This window comes from Pseudoalteromonas sp. ATL1 (assembly GCF_058933015.1).
Map to the genome: position 1 here is coordinate 1,196,668 of NZ_JBZYXL010000001.1, position 15,331 is coordinate 1,211,998.

Here is a 15,331-nt window from a genome sequence, read left to right on the forward strand (position 1 = left end):
CTCCAAGTGTTGGTGCAGCACGGGTTATTCAATTAACTTGCTTTACACCATTTAACCGGGTCGACAGCGCTTCCTTTATGCCGTATTTCGAAGTATAGACCAGAATGAGACTGCCCGCCGCTTTGTCCAACTAAAGCAATGGTTTCCCCTGTGTTCACTAGGTCCCCGACATCTTTGAGTAGGGTTTGAGTATGTCCATACAAGCTCATAAAACCTTCTCCGTGATCGACAACAATGACCCAGCCAAATCCATTAAGCCAATCGGCATACACTACTTGGCCTTGTCTTATGCTGTTGACAGGCGTGCCTGCCTCAGCTTGGATCAGCACACCTTTCCAGCTCATACCTGCATGTTTACGTTGTCCAAACTTGTATCTTAATCGACCATCACTAGGCCAAAGTAGCTGTCCTTTGCTGGTAGCAAGGCCATCGAGTACAATGGCTGCGGGCTCTTGTACTTTTGCCAACTCTTCCAAAGTGGCGATGAGGGTTTGTTCATTTTCTTTTAAATAATCGATGGCTTGTGCGGTCTCTTGCAAAGCGGCATTCAATTTTTGAATGTGTGATTGACGTTGCTCACGTCCTGCAATTAACTCTGATTGACGCTGCTGCTGTTGCGCTAATAAGGCCACGAGTTGTGTTTGCTTTTTTTCCAACTTTTGTTGGTTTTCGGCCAGCTCTACGAATACTTGCTTGAGTTCATCTAGCTGCTGAATACGCGCTTTATTAAAGTAGTCATAGTAGCTGATCGTACGCTCTAAAGTGGCACTGTGCTCTTGGTTTAATAGCATTTTAGAGTAATCATGGGTGCCATTCATGTAGGCACTTTTTAGCTGTGCAGCCAGTAGCTTTTGCAACTTTTGCTTTTTGCTAATGAGGCTTTTAGCTTCATTTTTTAGGGTGTACTGCTGCTGTTTATTTTCGCTGATACCTTGTTGCGTTAAAGATAACGCTTTGGCACTTTTGGCGATGCCGAGTTCGTGAGATTTAAGCGTGGCGCGCATCGCAGCGATCTTTTGTCGCTGTTGCTGGTAGCTTTGTTGGCTCTTTTTAAGCTCTTGTTGTACTTCAGTTAAATCTTGTTTGGTGCGAGATTCATTAGCGGCAAGGTTACCTGCCGCCAATAAAAAACCTAACAAGAGTAACTTGCTAAGTGTGTTATGCATACTTAGTTTAATGTCATGATTGGCGTGCCAGTCATTTCACTTGGTTGTTCCATTCCGAGTAGGTGTAACATGGTTGGTGCTACATCACTCAATGTTTTACTTGCATGTGCTTGCGCTGCTCTGCCAACGTAAATAAAGGGCACTGGTTCACTGGTATGTGCTGTGTGTGCTTGGCCACTTTTGACATCAGTCATTTGCTCTGCATTACCATGATCAGCGGTGATCAACGCTTCGCCGCCCACTTGCTCCAGTGCCTCTACAACGCGACCAATACATTTATCGACGGCTTCACAGGCTTTTACCGCTGCTTCAAAAACACCTGAGTGACCAACCATATCGCCATTCGGATAATTACAAATGATCACGTCATAATCACCACTATGGATAGCTTCGACGAGCTTATCGGTGAGTAGTTCAGAGTTCATTTCAGGTTGTAAATCGTAAGTAGCCACTTGCGGTGAAGGGATTAACTCGCGCTTTTCACCCTCGAACTCATCTTCTCTGCCGCCACTGAAGAAGAAAGTGACATGGGCATATTTTTCGGTTTCAGAAATACGTAATTGCGTTTTGCCATGTTTGGCAAGCCACTCGCCTAGTACATTGTTTAACGCTTCTGGCGCAAATGCCACTGGCGCATCAATGTCGGCAGCATATTCTGTCATCATCACAAATGCGCTGAGTTTTGGTGTGACTTGTTTCGTAAATCCACTGAATTCAGGGTCAACAAAGGCACGGGTCATTTGGCGGGCGCGATCAGCACGGAAGTTCATGAAAATCATCGTATCGCCATCTTCAATTAATGCCGAAGGCGCGTCTTGAGGTTGAATAACAGAGGCTTTTACAAATTCGTCGTTTTCATCACGCGCATAAGCCGCTTGTAGTGCTTCAACACCATTATTGTATTGATAGTCGCCTTGTGCACAAACCATGAGGTTATAGGCTGATTCAACGCGCTCCCAACGGTTGTCTCTGTCCATCGCGTAGTAACGGCCAATAATTGACGCTAATCGTCCACAGTTCAGTTGCGCAAACAACGCTTCGATGCGCTCGATAGAGGCTTGAGCGCTTCTCGGTGGCGTGTCACGACCATCTAAAAAGGCATGGAAGTAAACTGCTTTTGCACCGCGTTGTGCTGCCAGTTTTATGCCTGCAACGATGTGATCTTCATGGCTATGGACACCACCGGGGCTGAGTAAGCCCATAAGATGAACGGCTTTGCCTGCGGCTACAGCCTTGTCTATGCTCTGAACAAGAACAGGATTGTGTTCAAATTCACCGTCATCAATGGCTTTGGTGATTCGAGTGAAGTCTTGGTACACGATACGGCCCGCGCCTAAGTTTACATGCCCCACTTCTGAGTTACCCATTTGCCCATCAGGCAAACCCACATCCAATCCAGAACCCGAAATTAATGTGTGAGGTCGAGTCTGCCATAAATGATCTAAAACCGGTGTATTTGCCGCCAAAATGGCATTACTTTCGGTTTCTTCTCGATAACCCCAACCGTCTAAAATCATCAGAACAAGTGGTTTCTTGGGTGTACTCATTTGGGCTCCTTTAAGAACTAATATCTTCATTCATGCCGAAGTGGGCTTAAGACAATAAGCGCGACTTGATTTCTGGCCCTAGCATACCTTGTTTTGTGTAAATATTCAGCCCTGCAACGATGATTAATACTCATCTTTGTTGCACCAAAGCGGTGAAATTCGCGCCATTGGCAAGTGACAAAGGGCTATACCCAAACGAGCGCAAACGGTATACTTCGAGGCTATTCATAATATGTGGGTACGCTACCTGACTATCAACGGCGTGCTCAATAAAGGTAAAGTTGGAAGGTGCATGGAACAATACATCGAATTTATTGGCAATAATGCGATTTTAAGTGTTATCTGGTTGGCGTTGGTTGTGATGATTGTCGCGAGCTGGTTTAAAAGTAAGTTTTCAGCCATCAGACAAATTAACCCTCAGCAGCTGACGTTACTGGTTAACCGTGAAGAAGGGCAAGTGGTAGATATTCGTCCTTTGAAAGAGTTTAATGCGGGTCGAATTGCGGGTGCAATACACTTAAGCGCGGAAAAAGCCAAACAAAATGACTTTGTAGGGCTTGAAAAACAAAAGAACAAACCCATTATTATCGTGTGTACGACAGGCATGACCGCGTCGGGTATAGCGAATACCATGCACAAAGCGGGCTTTGAACACGTATATGTATTAAATGGTGGCATGGGATCTTGGCAAAGTGCAGGGTTACCAACCACAACTGGAAAGTAACAGAGAGCAGGCTATGACCGACGTTGTAATTTATACCAAAGATTATTGTCCATTTTGTCACCGTGCTAAAGCATTGCTTGATGCTAAAGGTGTAACATACACAGAGTACGATATCGGCAAGCAGCCAGAGTTACGTGACCAAATGATTGAAAAGGCCAACGGCGGTTATACCGTACCGCAGATCTTTATCGGTGAAAAACACATCGGTGGATGTGACGATATGATGGCTATTGAAGCAAGAGGCGAGCTAAACGCTTTGCTAAATCTATAAACTAATATTTTAAAAATTAAAGAATTTAGGAACACTCATGACAGATCAGAACCAAAACGCCGCAGCAGAACAACAAGAAGGCGCACAATTCAACATTCAACGTATTTACACAAAAGATGTTTCATTTGAAACACCAAATTCTCCAGCAATCTTCCAAAAAGAGTGGACACCTGAAGTTAAACTAGACATGGACACGCGTTCAGAGAAGTTAGACAACAATGTGTTTGAAGTTGTGTTGTCACTTACAGTTACTGCAACATTAGGTGAAGAAACGGCGTTTTTGTGTGAGATCCAACAAGCGGGTATTTTCTCAATCGCTGATTTAGAAGAAGTGCAAATGGCACACATGCTAGGTGCTTTCTGCCCGAACATTCTATTCCCTTACGCACGTGAAACCGTAGCAAGCCTTGTTAACCGTGGTACTTTCCCACAGTTAAATCTAGCACCTGTTAACTTTGACGCTTTGTTCGCACAATACATGCAGCAACGCGCAGCGCAATCAGCACAAGCTGAGCAAACTGCTGACGCATAATTTATGAGTTCAGTACAGTCAGCTGTAACTGTTTTAGGGGCGGGGTCGTATGGCACCGCCCTTGCTATTTGTTTTGCCCGCAATGGCCATCGCGTTACATTGTGGGGGCGAAACAAAGATGATGTTGCGACGCTTGCAGCTGAGCGAAAAAACCAACGTTATCTGCCTGATATTCCTTTTCCAGACTCTTTGTTACTGGAAGCGGATTTACACGCGGCGGTTAAAGCGAGTGAAATCGTGCTGGTGGTGGTGCCAAGCCATGCGTTTGCAGACACCCTTGCGATGATCCGTGAGGATTTGCAACCGGGTGTAAAAGTTGCGTGGGCAACCAAAGGGCTGGAACCTGATACAGGACGTTTATTGCAAGAAGTTGCGCAGCAGCAGCTCGGAGACAGCGTGCCATTGGCCGTGTTATCAGGCCCTACGTTTGCTAAAGAGATGGCGGCAGGGTTACCAACCGCCATTTCTGTCGCGGCAACGCAAACCGAATTTGCGACGCAGCTTGCTAAGTTATTGCACTGTGGTCGTTCTTTCCGTGTATACAATAACGATGACTTCATCGGCATCCAGCTTGGTGGTGCGGTGAAAAACGTGATTGCGATTGGCGCAGGTATGTCGGATGGTTTTGGTTTTGGCGCGAACGCACGAACGGCACTGATCACCCGAGGTTTGGCTGAGTTATGTCGACTTGGTAAAGCGCTCGGTGCTCGCTCAGAAACTTTTATGGGCATGGCTGGGCTCGGTGATTTGATCTTAACCTGTACGGACAACCAATCACGTAATCGTCGCTTTGGGTTGGCACTCGGTAAAGGCCTTGGTGTTGATGAGGCAATGGATAGCATTGGTCAGGTGGTTGAAGGCTACCGAAACACCAAAGAAGTCTATCTGCTAGCACAGCGCTCAGGTATTGAAATGCCCATCGTTGAGCAGATTTATCAAGTGCTCTATCAGCAAAAAGATGTTAAAGAAGCCGCGATGGCATTGTTGAGTAGAGAGCAAAAAGCGGAATAAACTCCGCTTTTTCTTTATTGGGCGTTAGCAAAGCCAAGTTGACGCCAAGACTCATACACAAATACGGCAACGGCATTAGATAAGTTCATGCTGCGGCTATCGGGACGCATCGGAATTCGCACACGTTGCTCTTCAGGAAGTGAAAAAATAATCTCTTCAGGCAAACCACGTGTTTCAGGACCAAATAGCAAACAGTCACCAGCCTGATATTGTGGTTGATGGTGATATGTTTTTCCTTTAGTTGTGCACGCGAACACGCGTTTAGGTTGTGCGCTTTTAAGGTAATCCTCAAATGATGCATGACGCTGTACGTTGCTAAATTCGTGATAATCTAAGCCTGCACGCTTTACACGTTTATCATCCCAATCAAAGCCAAGAGGTTCAATTAAATGCAGGGCATAGCCTGTGTTGGCACATAAACGAATGATATTCCCTGTGTTGGGTGGGATCTCAGGTTGGTACAATACAATATCTAACATAGTCACCTCGACAAAATAGCAGCGCCTAGTATAACGCAGTGGCAAAAGCTGACTAAGTGTTTTGCGCTTTTATGTCATCAATATTTCACTTCATTTCGCTAAGTTGTACACTTATTAAATATAAATATCGCGGACTTACTGAGTCCGAAGCAGAATAAAAGGGAAACCCGTGAAGGCAAGTTATGATGTATTAGTGCGTTTTGCCAGTATGTTTACCATGTTGATGGTGAGTCTCATGATAGCCACAAAATGCTGGGCTTGGTTGTCATCGGGCAGTGCCTCAATGCTTGGCTCACTGACAGACTCTCTTTTAGATATCAGCGCCTCGATGATGAGCTTTCTGGTACTCAGTTATGCATTGCGCCCTGCGGATGATGACCATCGTTTTGGTCACGGAAAAGCGGAAGCGCTGGCAGGACTCGGTCAGGCTGCATTTATCGCGGGCTCAGCGAGCCTATTGGCATTTCATGCCATTGAACGGTTGATCAATCCAGTCGACTTAAAGCATTCACTGCTGGGCGTATGGGTAAGTTTATTTGCCATTGTGTGCACCTTGCTGGTGGTTGCGGTTCAGCACCAAGTCGTTAAACGCACGCAGTCTGTGGCTGTAAAAGCGGATTCACTCCATTACAAAGGAGATATTCTACTTAACCTTGCCGTGCTACTGGCCATTTTGCTGTCTTACTATGGCGTGGCGTATGCCGATCCTATCTTTGCGATTGGGGTTGCCGGATATTTACTTTACAACTGTTGGGACATTGCCAAAGAAAGTGCCGGGCACTTAATGGACAAAGAGTTACCGGATGAAGAAAAAGCAGAAATCGTCATGTTAGCGTCGAGCCACGAAGATGTGTATGGCGTGCACGACTTGCGCACACGACAAAGTGGTAAGGTGAAGTTTATCCAGCTGCACTTAGAGCTTGATGATCACATGCCTTTGATGCGGGCTCACGCAGTGGCTGACGAAGTGGTCGTCATTATTAAACAAGCGTTTGAGGGGGAGTTGGATATCCTAATCCATCAAGATCCTGTGTCTTTAGCGCTAAAAGCCAATGCGTCACAAAATGCGTAAAACTGAGAGAGTACTTCGAAGCGAATATCGTCTTGCTCACATAAAAGTTCGTGCTTCGCATTTTTGAACGTTTGTAATTGCACATTCACTCGTTTGGCAAAGTTGAATTGCGCTTGATTATCGACAATCTCGTCTTGTTCGGCACTGGCAATGTAAATAGGGCAATGTATGTTTAGGTTTGGGACCTTTTCAATAAAGTTAAAGGCCTGATTGAGCCAACCAAAACTGACGCCGCCGAGCGCCAGCTCTGTTTCTTTTTGATACAAAGCACGAAAACGCTGATACCGGGTCTGACAATGGGTAAGTTGATTGTCGGCAAAGGTGACGGGATCATAATCATTTTGTCCAAAGGCATAGTGTTTTTTGAAACCGATAATACATGCAATTCGAGCCGCCCATTTTGCAAGGGCATAGGGCGTGTTATGAGTTTGAATATCCAACATGGGCGCTGATAAAAAAGCACCTTCAAATGGATGAGTGTAGCGAGATAAATAATCGCAAGAAATCGCAGCGCCCATGGAATGTGCGAGCAAAAACAGCGGTCCTTTCACTTGCGTTTTGACGAGTTGCTCAACAAATTGGTGAAGATCATCGGCATAGTCAGAAAAATGCGGAACATAACCAATTTGCGGATTACTGGTTAGGCGTTGCGATAATCCTTGGCCAATATGGTCAAAGGTAAATACGGCGATGTTATTTTGGCTAAACTCCCATAACAATTCTTGATATTTCCAAGCGGATTCAATACGACCATTGACTAGAACAACACTGTATTTCGCAGCAGCAGGCACATGATACGTATAAAATAGACGACCACGCATGCCTTCAAAATAACCGTGCTGGCATTTTTGCCAATGTTGCTCTATTTGGCTCTGATGTTGAGCGAGTTGTGTACTTTGGCTGTAAAAGGTCATATTGGAAATGTTATTTTAACTTTCAGCCCTTGAGGCTGATTGTGTTCAAACTCTAAAGTACCATGGTGCGCGAAAACCGCGCGCTTGGCAATTGCTAAACCTAACCCAATGCCACCACTATCTCTATTTCGAGATTGGCTGGTGCGATAAAAAGGCTGGCAAAGCTGTTTGAGCGCTTCATCTGATACGCCTTCACCATCATCTTTAATTTCGATTGTCACAGTGTGAGCGCTGTATTTAAAGGTAATATAAATCGTTTTTTCGGCATAGCGAATGGCATTGCGTAGTACATTTTCAATGGCACTGCTGAGTAATTCACCATCGCAATTCAATGAAAGATCAGGCAGCTCATTAAGCGTGAGTTGTTTGGACATTTGTTCGGCTTCAAATTTGCCATCGGCAAGCACATTATCTAATAATGCATTTAAACTGGTCGGTTGCATATGCAACGCTTGCTGGCCATGCTCTAGGCGCGACAGGGTTAATACGTCGGAGAGCATTTTATCTAAACAGTGCGCTTCTTTTTCGATGCGAGCCAAGTAGGCTTTTTGCTCGTCACTAGCCAGTTCTGACGCTAAAGCATTAGCGAGTGTTAAGCGCGTAAGCGGTGAGCGTAATTCGTGTGACACATCCGCTAAAAGTTGTTTGTGGATCATCACGCTCTGTTCAAGTTTGTCGGCCATATGGTTGAAATCATGCATCAGTGTTGTGATTTCATCATTGCGGTGTTTAGGCACGGTTACCCGCGCTGTGAGCGTACCTGAAGCCAGTTTCTTTGCGCTGTGTCCTAATGCAGTTAAAGGTGAAACCAAGCGGCGGCTGAACAAGATACTTAATGCAATCGACGGCAGCATTATCGCCAATGCTTTTAACCAAAATGGTAGCATTTTCATTTTTGTGAGCAGTGGCGGATCGCGCAGGGGTTTGACTTGAAATAGTTGATATTGCTCTTGTCCAAGTGTGATGGGAAAGGGTCCGTAGGCGTAGTAGCGTTCAGTGACAATAAACTGCGGCTGTGTCGGCTCATCTATGTGTAGTAAAGACAAGTCGAGCGAGAGCTTATTATGTTGCGAACTGATGCTTTGCTCGATATTTTCATGGGCGAGGTAAAGCCATTTGTTTTCAGTAAAACGAGAGTGTTTCAGTACTTTTTCTATTGTCTTGCCTTTCACATTCACCAGCCGCTCAATATTGTGCTGTAGGTGATTGAGCGCATTGAGCAAGTGCCCTTTTAATGGTTTGCTTTCAAGACGCTCAGGTTGAAACTGGCTGAGCACGACTAGCAGCAATAAGATACTGGCAATGGTCAGCCAAAAGCTAAAAAAGGCCTGAAAAAACAAACCTGAAGGTTTGAGCAACGTCAGTGTTTTTTTCAATTTATGCATCTCATTCGGCTAAAAATACGTAGCCACTACCGCGAACGGTTTGAATACAGTTGGCGTCATTATATTTTGCGATTTTCTTTCGCAAGTTACTGACATGAACATCAATCGAGCGATCAAAAGGCGCAAGCCTTCGGCCAAGTACCTGTTGGCTTAGTGCGTCTTTACTGACTACTTCACCCACTTGAGTCATAAGTTGATAGAGTACCTCAAACTCAGTACCTGTCAGAGTAAGTTCATGCTCACATACATGAACGCGCCTTGCGGATTCGTTTAAAGTTACTTGATTAATCGTTAGCTCTTTTACATGCTTATGTTCTTGTTTGACGTAATCAATGCGCCGACCAATGGCATTTATTCTCGCGAGTAGTTCTCGATGATTAAAGGGTTTTGGTAAGTAATCATCAGCGCCGAGCTCAAGACCGAAAATACGGTCAAAGTCATCGCCTTTGGCGGTAAGCATGATCACGGGCGTTAGGTGCGTCGCTCTGAGCTTTTTGAGGACTTCAAAGCCATCTAACTTAGGCAGCATAATGTCAAGCAAGATCACATCAAACGACTGTGTGGTGGCAAGATTTAGGCCTTGTTCTCCATCAAAAGCTTGGGTGATATGACAGCCTTGGCTGGACAGGTATTCGGCGAGTAAATCGCTTAATGCGCGGTCATCTTCAATTAATAACAGTTTGCTCATAACTCTACTTTTCAACTTACCACTGTGCTCAGTGTACCTCGGCAAAAACTAAATTGCAGAACTTTACACAGCCTTTACATTGCTTTGCGTTACTTTGCATCCAGTCCTCTAAGCTAACCATGAACAAACATTACAACCCAAAGGACAACGACAATGAAATTATCAAACTTACTAACAACATGTACATTATCAGGTTTACTGTTGGTTAGCGCTGTATCTCAGGCGGGACAGGGCGGCCATCAAAAAACACACTTTTTACTGAGCGAAAAAGCCGCGGTTAAGCTCAATTTGACGAAAGAGCAGCAAAGTAAAATAGCCGATATTTTAAAAGAGAAAAAAACCGCGATGGTGGCGTTAAAAGAGGTGCGAAAAGACAGCAAAGACGAGTTTAAAGCACTGGTAGAAAATGATTATTTTGATGAGCAACAAGCAAAAGCATTGATCGCCAAGAGCAGTGCAGCAAAAGACAAAGCATTACTTGCAAAGTTGAAAAGTAAGCAGCAAATTTGGCAGGTATTGGACCAAGAACAGCGTGAGAAGCTCGCAAAAATCGAGCATCATAAAAGAAAACGTAGTCATTAATTATTATGAAGAGCGACATTAAACAGCCGTGTTTTGGGTCGCTCATTTTCAACTTAAGATAAGGTTACTCTTTAAAAAATGATTCTTCATTTTGCGCCATCATGGCTTCAATTTCTTCAATCATTTCTTGCTGCTCTTGCGGACTTAATTGCGTATTGGATGTAATTGCAGTTGAGATTTTGTTGTTCTCAAACGACCATTCACCTAAATCAATCAACTGGCAGCGCTTTGAGCAAAATGGGCGGTTAGGGCTTTGCTCAGACCAAACCACATCGGCTTGGCAGGTTGGACATTTTACAACTGTGGGCATTAAACGGCTCCCTTAGCGTGTTTTGCCCACAGTGTAATTAAATTTAGGCCGAGAAGCTAGTTAGTAACTTGTGACCCGATTTACCTCTTTCAGTGAGGTGAGACCGCTGGCTGCTTTTTTAAGGCCCGATGTCCGTAAGTTGGCAAAACCAAGCCTTTGCGCAATTTGTGCTATTTCCATTGAATTACCCCCTGACATGATCAGGTTGGAGATCTCTGGAGTGATCTTAACAACTTCATAAATGCCAACACGGCCTTTATAGCCATCGGTACAATGTTCGCACCCTTTCGGGGTGAACAAAGTAACGCTGTCTAGCTGGTCATGGCTAAACCCTTGCTTGAGCAGTTCTTCTTTAGGTAAAGTTTCTGGCTCTTTACAGTTTTTGCATAAACGTCGCGCTAAACGCTGCGCCACAATTAAACTGACCGAGCTGGCAACGTTATAGGCGGGCACGCCCATATTCAGTAAACGAGTGAGTGTTTCTGGTGCCGAATTGGTGTGCAGCGTACTCATCACCAAGTGACCCGTTTGTGCGGCTTTGATAGCAATTTCAGCAGTTTCTAAATCTCGGATCTCACCAACCATGATCACATCGGGATCTTGACGCAAAAAGGCTTTCAACGCATTGGCAAAGGTCATGTCGGCTTTGGGGTTGATCTGGACTTGGTTAATCCCTTCTAAATTGATCTCTACCGGATCTTCTGCAGTGCTGATGTTGCGCTCAGGCTTGTTTAAAATGTTCAAGCCTGCGTAGAGAGAAACCGTTTTACCCGAGCCCGTTGGGCCTGTCACTAAGATCATGCCTTGCGGTTGATCTAGGGCTTCTAAATACATTTGTTTTTGTTCTGGCTCGTAGCCGAGTAAATCCACACCCATCATGGCGCTGGACGAGTCTAAAATACGCATTACGATTTTCTCGCCCCACATGGTTGGCATGGTACTGACACGAAAATCGATACTTTTACGTTCAGAGATCTTCAGTTTTATTCTGCCATCTTGTGGCTTGCGTTTTTCGGCAATATCCAAGCGGGACATGACTTTGATACGAGCGGATAGTCTGGTGGACAACGTGGTGGGTGGGCTGGCCATTTCATGTAATATGCCATCAATGCGAAAGCGGATACGATATTTGTGCTCATAGGGCTCAAAGTGAAGGTCTGAGGCGCCTTTTTTAATCGCATCCATAAGTATCTTATTGATGTAGACAATGATTGGCGCATCATCTTTGTCTTTTGCATCATTTTGATTTTGCTGAGACTTCTGATCGTCTTCAATATCGAGATTGGCAAATTCCTGAAATTCATCGTCGCTTAAAGACAAAGCACCCGTTGAATCAAACAGTTGATCAATTTTCTTCTCAAGCTGCTTGTGATCCACCACGACCACATCACACTGTAGGCCAGTACTGAATTCAAAGTTTTCAAAAGCCCCGTAATCGGTGGGATCAGAAGCGGCAATAAAAAGCTTTCGGCCTTTTTTGACCAGGGGTAGTACAAGGTGCTTACGGATCAGCTTTTCTTTTACTAGTTCTTCTGGGATATGAGTAACATCAAACTCCGTCAGGTCGAACAGTGGAACTCGAAATAAATCAAGACATTGCTGTGCGAGTTCTGCGCTGCTGATCCCGCTACATAAGCAGATAAGCTCGGCTGTCGATTGTGCTTCATGTTGCTTTTTCTTGATTTGCTCAGGGGTAACGCGGCCAAGCGTAATAAACTTTCGAAGTAGCGGTGAATGATGTTCCATAAGCCCTCAGAATAAGACGTGTTAACTGCTTGGTAGCATCAATAATGAGATTAACGATTTGACTCGATACAAAGTTCTAAAAAATAAAGCCTTAACTTTGGCCATTCATAGCATTTTGTGATGCTAAAGAGACAAACTGTTGATGCAATATTTCTAACTCATTATACATTTTAGTTAATGATTTATCATTATTTAGTACCGTTTTTGCCCTTGCTTGCTTATCTGCGCGTGACATTTGTGCGGCGATGATTTTACCTACTTGCTCTGTCGAGACATTATCTCGTGTTGCGGTTCGTGCAATTTGTACTTCGACGGGCACGTCAACGAGCAGCGTATGATCACATAACTGGTCGAGATTGTTTTCAAATAAGAGCGGCGCGGAGAGCACCACATAGGGACCTTGCGCTTGCTCTAGTTGGTGAATAATTTGGTTTCTGATCAGCGGGTGAAGTAGTGATTCAAGCCACATTTTGCTCTTGGCGTTAGCGAAAATGATAGCTCTCAGCTTTGCTCTATCCAAAGAGCCATCTGCTTGCAGTATCTGTGTTCCGAATTGCTCGATGATGGCTTTAAGCCCCTTGCTCCCTATCGCTACCACTTCTCTGGCAATCACGTCAGCATCAACAATGGTAATGCCTTTTTCGGCCAGCGCATTGCTGACCGCTGTTTTTCCTGCACCAATACCGCCTGTTAACCCAAGTACCCAATTGCGCATAGTTACCTACTGTAGAATTAAACCAAAATACCAAGTATTAATTGCTTCGCCATATAGCAAAGTGAGCCATCCGGCGATAGCCAAGTAAGGGCCAAAGGGAATCGGCGTACTCTTATCTTTGCCTTGCACAGCGAGTTGAATACTGCCAATGATTGCCCCCACTAGGCTTGATAACAACACGATGGTTAAAATAGCTTGCCAACCGAGCAGAGCACCAAATATTGCCAGCAACTTAAAATCACCATAGCCCATGCCTTCTTTGCCTGTCATAAGCTTAAACAGCCAGTACACGCTCCATAAACTTAAATACCCAACAGCGGCACCAATAATGGCTTCATTGGGCGGCAATGTGAGTTCAAAGCAGCTGGCGAGGAGCGCGAGCCAAAGCAAAGGCAAGGTCAGTTGATCGGGCAATAACATATGATCGATATCAATAAAGATCAGCGCAATTAATCCCCAAGTGATGATGAGGTAGATAAGCGTGCTTAGGTTTGGTCCAAAGTGCTGGGCAATTAAGAGGGATGCTAAAGCAGTCCCCAACTCAATCAAGGGGTAGCGAATGGAGATGGCCGTTTTGCAATTGGCGCAACGGCCTCTTAAACATAGCCAGCTCAGCAACGGGATATTGTGCCAAGGCTTAATCTTGTTGTTGCAGCTTGGGCAATGCGAGGCTGGTTTTGCAAGATTAAAGGGCGTCTCTTCATTTATCGACTCATTGTTCGGATCATCGATTTGCTGGTCATTCAATAGTAAGGTGCATTCGTTACGCCATTGTTGTTGCAACATTTTTGGCAGACGATAAATAACCACATTTAAAAAGCTACCGATACACAAGCTAGTGAGGGCCACAGTTAGAAAGAAAAACCATGGCGTGGTTTGCATGAGTTGAAACACGTCAGACATATCTAATTCTTATTATTGAAGCTCAGTTTAAATCACTGAGCCAAGTTGGAATATGGGTAAGTACATGGCAATGATCAAACCGCCGATCAATACACCTAGCACAACCATAATAATGGGCTCTAATAGGCTTGATAAACCGTCCACTAGGTCGTCGACTTCTTGTTCAAAAATATTGGCGACTTTGGCTAACATGCTATCGAGTGAGCCCGATTCCTCGCCAATGGCCACCATTTGGATCACCATATCAGGAAATACGGTGGTATTACGCATTGCCCAGTTCATCTGATTACCTGTACTGACCTCGGTTTTTATCTCTAAAATCGCATTTCTAAAAATGGCATTACCAGAGGCGCCCGCTGCTGACTCTAGCGCATCAATCAAGGGCACACCTGCCGCAAATGTGGTGGATAAAGTACGAGCAAAGCGGGCCACAGCGGCTTTGTGTAAAATATTGCCCACAACGGGGAGGTTGAGCAATAAACGGTCGTTAAAGTTGCGCAGCGGTTTGGAGCGAAACAGCATTTCTTTATAGGTGTAACCACCAATTAAGATAATGCTTAAAATGATCCACCAAAACTTTTGCATCATCTCGGAGATGGCAATCACAAAGAGTGTAAACGCAGGAAGCTCAGCACCAAACCCAGCAAAGATGTCTTTAAATTGCGGCACCACAAAAATAAGTAGTATCGAGGTGACTATGAGTGCCACCACAATCACGGAAATAGGGTAGAACAAGGCTTTGCGAATTTTTGATTTAAGCGCTTCGGCCTTTTCTTTGTAAATGGCGATACGCTCAAACACATGGTCGAGGGAACCTGATTGCTCACCAGATTGCACTAAGTCACAATACAAATCATCAAAATGACGCGGATAGGCGCGTAGTGATTTTGATAGCGGCTGACCGGCACGGACTTCATCGGCAATGCTGGTAATGAGCTTTTTGAGGCTCTTATTATTAATGCCCGAACCAATCATATCCAACACTTGAATAAGTGGCACACCCGCCCCCAGCATGGTGGAGATCTGCCGAGTGGTCACTGAAATATCTTTGGGGGTGATTTTTGGGCTACGATTGAGGCCAAAAATGGCTTTGGGTTTGCGCTTAACTTTTGAAGGGGTGATCCCTTGTTTACGCAACTGAGCTTTGACCAGCGCAACACTGGTGCCCGTCATTTCCCCCTCAAGGCGTTTCCCTCGGGTACTAACGCCTACCCATTGGAAGGTGTCGAGGTTATCACTTGGGCTTTTATCCATTGCTTGCACTCTGTTGCAAAAGGCTCATCAAA

At 44.9% G+C, this 15,331-nt stretch carries 17 protein-coding genes; 6 read left to right on the forward strand and 11 right to left on the reverse strand.

Translation table 11 applies throughout. The features are described from left to right. Window positions 1-32: 32 nt before the first annotated feature. Window positions 33-1,166 (reverse strand): murein hydrolase activator EnvC family protein, encoded by a 1,134-nt coding sequence (locus tag AC5FX4_RS05295; RefSeq protein WP_493605431.1) that lies wholly within the window; start codon window positions 1,164-1,166, stop codon window positions 33-35. Window positions 1,167-1,168: 2 nt separating this feature from the next. Then, window positions 1,169-2,713, reverse strand: coding sequence for a 2,3-bisphosphoglycerate-independent phosphoglycerate mutase (gpmM, locus tag AC5FX4_RS05300; RefSeq protein WP_493605432.1), 1,545 nt, complete (start codon window positions 2,711-2,713; stop codon window positions 1,169-1,171). Window positions 2,714-3,005: 292 nt separating this feature from the next. On the opposite strand from gpmM, the gene AC5FX4_RS05305 reads away from it, so the two are divergent. From AC5FX4_RS05305 to gpsA, 4 genes are read left to right on the forward strand one after another with little or no spacing between them, the layout of a single operon-like run. Beyond that, window positions 3,006-3,437 carry a rhodanese-like domain-containing protein gene (locus tag AC5FX4_RS05305; RefSeq protein WP_493605433.1) on the forward strand — a complete coding sequence of 144 codons (432 nt, stop codon included), beginning with the start codon at window positions 3,006-3,008 and terminating at the stop codon, window positions 3,435-3,437. 13 nt (window positions 3,438-3,450) lie between these two features. Then, window positions 3,451-3,708: a glutaredoxin 3 gene (gene grxC / locus AC5FX4_RS05310; protein ID WP_493605434.1), complete on the forward strand. Its 258-nt coding sequence runs from the start codon at window positions 3,451-3,453 to the stop codon at window positions 3,706-3,708. Between the two features lie 37 nt (window positions 3,709-3,745). Next, window positions 3,746-4,240 carry a protein-export chaperone SecB gene (gene secB / locus AC5FX4_RS05315; RefSeq protein WP_493605435.1) on the forward strand — a complete coding sequence of 165 codons (495 nt, stop codon included), beginning with the start codon at window positions 3,746-3,748 and terminating at the stop codon, window positions 4,238-4,240. A 3-nt stretch (window positions 4,241-4,243) separates the two neighbouring features. Continuing rightward, a complete protein-coding gene (gene gpsA / locus AC5FX4_RS05320; RefSeq protein ID WP_493605436.1) occupies window positions 4,244-5,251 on the forward strand; it encodes an NAD(P)H-dependent glycerol-3-phosphate dehydrogenase in 1,008 nt (335 codons plus the stop codon). A gap of 14 nt (window positions 5,252-5,265) precedes the next feature. On the opposite strand, the gene trmL is transcribed toward gpsA, so the two are convergent. After that, the gene (trmL, locus tag AC5FX4_RS05325; RefSeq protein ID WP_493605437.1) at window positions 5,266-5,730 is read right to left on the reverse strand and encodes a tRNA (uridine(34)/cytosine(34)/5-carboxymethylaminomethyluridine(34)-2'-O)-methyltransferase TrmL; all 465 of its coding nucleotides are present in this window, start codon (window positions 5,728-5,730) and stop codon (window positions 5,266-5,268) included. A gap of 208 nt (window positions 5,731-5,938) precedes the next feature. Here trmL and AC5FX4_RS05330 point away from each other — a divergent pair, with 208 nt between their 5' ends. Continuing rightward, a complete protein-coding gene (locus AC5FX4_RS05330; protein ID WP_493607776.1) occupies window positions 5,939-6,802 on the forward strand; it encodes a cation diffusion facilitator family transporter in 864 nt (287 codons plus the stop codon). Here AC5FX4_RS05330 and AC5FX4_RS05335 read toward each other — a convergent pair. From AC5FX4_RS05335 to AC5FX4_RS05345, 3 genes are read right to left on the reverse strand one after another with little or no spacing between them, the layout of a single operon-like run. Further along, the gene (locus AC5FX4_RS05335) at window positions 6,751-7,716 is read right to left on the reverse strand and encodes an alpha/beta fold hydrolase (protein WP_493605438.1); all 966 of its coding nucleotides are present in this window, start codon (window positions 7,714-7,716) and stop codon (window positions 6,751-6,753) included. The two genes, AC5FX4_RS05330 and AC5FX4_RS05335, sit on opposite strands and share 52 nt — an antisense overlap. Further along, window positions 7,713-9,101, reverse strand: coding sequence for an ATP-binding protein (locus tag AC5FX4_RS05340; RefSeq protein WP_493605439.1), 1,389 nt, complete (start codon window positions 9,099-9,101; stop codon window positions 7,713-7,715). Before AC5FX4_RS05340 ends, AC5FX4_RS05335 begins: the two co-directional genes overlap by 4 nt. 1 nt (window position 9,102) lies before the next feature. After that, a complete protein-coding gene (locus AC5FX4_RS05345) occupies window positions 9,103-9,789 on the reverse strand; it encodes a response regulator (protein ID WP_493605440.1) in 687 nt (228 codons plus the stop codon). 153 nt (window positions 9,790-9,942) lie between these two features. On the opposite strand from AC5FX4_RS05345, the gene AC5FX4_RS05350 reads away from it, so the two are divergent. Beyond that, window positions 9,943-10,371, forward strand: a complete 429-nt coding sequence (locus AC5FX4_RS05350; protein WP_493605441.1) for a Spy/CpxP family protein refolding chaperone — start codon at window positions 9,943-9,945, stop codon at window positions 10,369-10,371. A gap of 64 nt (window positions 10,372-10,435) precedes the next feature. Here AC5FX4_RS05350 and yacG read toward each other — a convergent pair whose 3' ends face one another. The 5 genes from yacG to AC5FX4_RS05375 form a co-directional block, all read right to left on the reverse strand. After that, a complete protein-coding gene (yacG, locus tag AC5FX4_RS05355) occupies window positions 10,436-10,681 on the reverse strand; it encodes a DNA gyrase inhibitor YacG (protein ID WP_493605442.1) in 246 nt (81 codons plus the stop codon). Window positions 10,682-10,741: 60 nt separating this feature from the next. Continuing rightward, the gene (gene pilB / locus AC5FX4_RS05360) at window positions 10,742-12,427 is read right to left on the reverse strand and encodes a type IV-A pilus assembly ATPase PilB (RefSeq protein WP_493605443.1); all 1,686 of its coding nucleotides are present in this window, start codon (window positions 12,425-12,427) and stop codon (window positions 10,742-10,744) included. A gap of 91 nt (window positions 12,428-12,518) precedes the next feature. Then, window positions 12,519-13,142, reverse strand: coding sequence for a dephospho-CoA kinase (coaE, locus tag AC5FX4_RS05365; RefSeq protein WP_493605444.1), 624 nt, complete (start codon window positions 13,140-13,142; stop codon window positions 12,519-12,521). A 6-nt stretch (window positions 13,143-13,148) separates the two neighbouring features. Further along, window positions 13,149-14,045: a prepilin peptidase gene (locus AC5FX4_RS05370; RefSeq protein WP_493605445.1), complete on the reverse strand. Its 897-nt coding sequence runs from the start codon at window positions 14,043-14,045 to the stop codon at window positions 13,149-13,151. A gap of 27 nt (window positions 14,046-14,072) precedes the next feature. Continuing rightward, window positions 14,073-15,299 (reverse strand): type II secretion system F family protein, encoded by a 1,227-nt coding sequence (locus AC5FX4_RS05375; RefSeq protein WP_493605446.1) that lies wholly within the window; start codon window positions 15,297-15,299, stop codon window positions 14,073-14,075. Between the last annotated feature and the right edge of the window lie 32 nt (window positions 15,300-15,331).

What these genes read in the sequence shown, in the direction of transcription:
- AC5FX4_RS05295 (WP_493605431.1), bottom strand. Translation starts at nt 1,166, where the DNA reads ATGCATAACACACTTAGCAAGTTACTCTTGTTAGGTTTTTTATTGGCG.
- gpmM (WP_493605432.1), bottom strand. Translation starts at nt 2,713, where the DNA reads ATGAGTACACCCAAGAAACCACTTGTTCTGATGATTTTAGACGGTTGG.
- AC5FX4_RS05305 (WP_493605433.1), top strand. Translation starts at nt 3,006, where the DNA reads ATGGAACAATACATCGAATTTATTGGCAATAATGCGATTTTAAGTGTT.
- grxC (WP_493605434.1), top strand. Translation starts at nt 3,451, where the DNA reads ATGACCGACGTTGTAATTTATACCAAAGATTATTGTCCATTTTGTCAC.
- secB (WP_493605435.1), top strand. Translation starts at nt 3,746, where the DNA reads ATGACAGATCAGAACCAAAACGCCGCAGCAGAACAACAAGAAGGCGCA.
- gpsA (WP_493605436.1), top strand. Translation starts at nt 4,244, where the DNA reads ATGAGTTCAGTACAGTCAGCTGTAACTGTTTTAGGGGCGGGGTCGTAT.
- trmL (WP_493605437.1), bottom strand. Translation starts at nt 5,730, where the DNA reads ATGTTAGATATTGTATTGTACCAACCTGAGATCCCACCCAACACAGGG.
- AC5FX4_RS05330 (WP_493607776.1), top strand. Translation starts at nt 5,939, where the DNA reads ATGTTTACCATGTTGATGGTGAGTCTCATGATAGCCACAAAATGCTGG.
- AC5FX4_RS05335 (WP_493605438.1), bottom strand. Translation starts at nt 7,716, where the DNA reads ATGACCTTTTACAGCCAAAGTACACAACTCGCTCAACATCAGAGCCAA.
- AC5FX4_RS05340 (WP_493605439.1), bottom strand. Translation starts at nt 9,101, where the DNA reads ATGCATAAATTGAAAAAAACACTGACGTTGCTCAAACCTTCAGGTTTG.
- AC5FX4_RS05345 (WP_493605440.1), bottom strand. Translation starts at nt 9,789, where the DNA reads ATGAGCAAACTGTTATTAATTGAAGATGACCGCGCATTAAGCGATTTA.
- AC5FX4_RS05350 (WP_493605441.1), top strand. Translation starts at nt 9,943, where the DNA reads ATGAAATTATCAAACTTACTAACAACATGTACATTATCAGGTTTACTG.
- yacG (WP_493605442.1), bottom strand. Translation starts at nt 10,681, where the DNA reads ATGCCCACAGTTGTAAAATGTCCAACCTGCCAAGCCGATGTGGTTTGG.
- pilB (WP_493605443.1), bottom strand. Translation starts at nt 12,427, where the DNA reads ATGGAACATCATTCACCGCTACTTCGAAAGTTTATTACGCTTGGCCGC.
- coaE (WP_493605444.1), bottom strand. Translation starts at nt 13,142, where the DNA reads ATGCGCAATTGGGTACTTGGGTTAACAGGCGGTATTGGTGCAGGAAAA.
- AC5FX4_RS05370 (WP_493605445.1), bottom strand. Translation starts at nt 14,045, where the DNA reads ATGTCTGACGTGTTTCAACTCATGCAAACCACGCCATGGTTTTTCTTT.
- AC5FX4_RS05375 (WP_493605446.1), bottom strand. Translation starts at nt 15,299, where the DNA reads ATGGATAAAAGCCCAAGTGATAACCTCGACACCTTCCAATGGGTAGGC.